Below are 255 nucleotides of genomic sequence, written 5' to 3' on the forward strand. Positions count from 1 at the left end.
ACAACCTCCTCGACGAAGCGCTCACCCGTGGATCCTCTATCTGCCATCACTCGCCTTGAGTGAGATCAGCCGGTTTGCAGCCGGCGTAGTGGGTGATGATCGGCAACACGTCGCCTGGCTGTTCTTCATGCATGACGACGGCTTTGCAGTGCCGGTAGATCGCCCCTGCCGTGGCGCGCACCGCGTTCGAGGTGGCGGGATATTCCGGCAAAGCCTTGCGCTGGTTGTTCAGCAAATTGAGTTTATCGTCGGCGT

General features: G+C 59.6%; 1 protein-coding gene. It reads right to left on the bottom strand.

Annotation, left to right across the window (positions count from 1 at the left end; translation table 11 throughout):
• Positions 1-46: 46 nt before the first annotated feature.
• Positions 47-255 (bottom strand): hypothetical protein (locus tag C6558_RS39505; protein ID WP_210205736.1); only part of this gene is annotated, 209 nt, incomplete at its 5' end.

This window comes from Ensifer sp. NM-2, assembly GCF_003024455.1.
Taxonomy (GTDB): domain Bacteria; phylum Pseudomonadota; class Alphaproteobacteria; order Rhizobiales; family Rhizobiaceae; genus Ensifer; species Ensifer canadensis.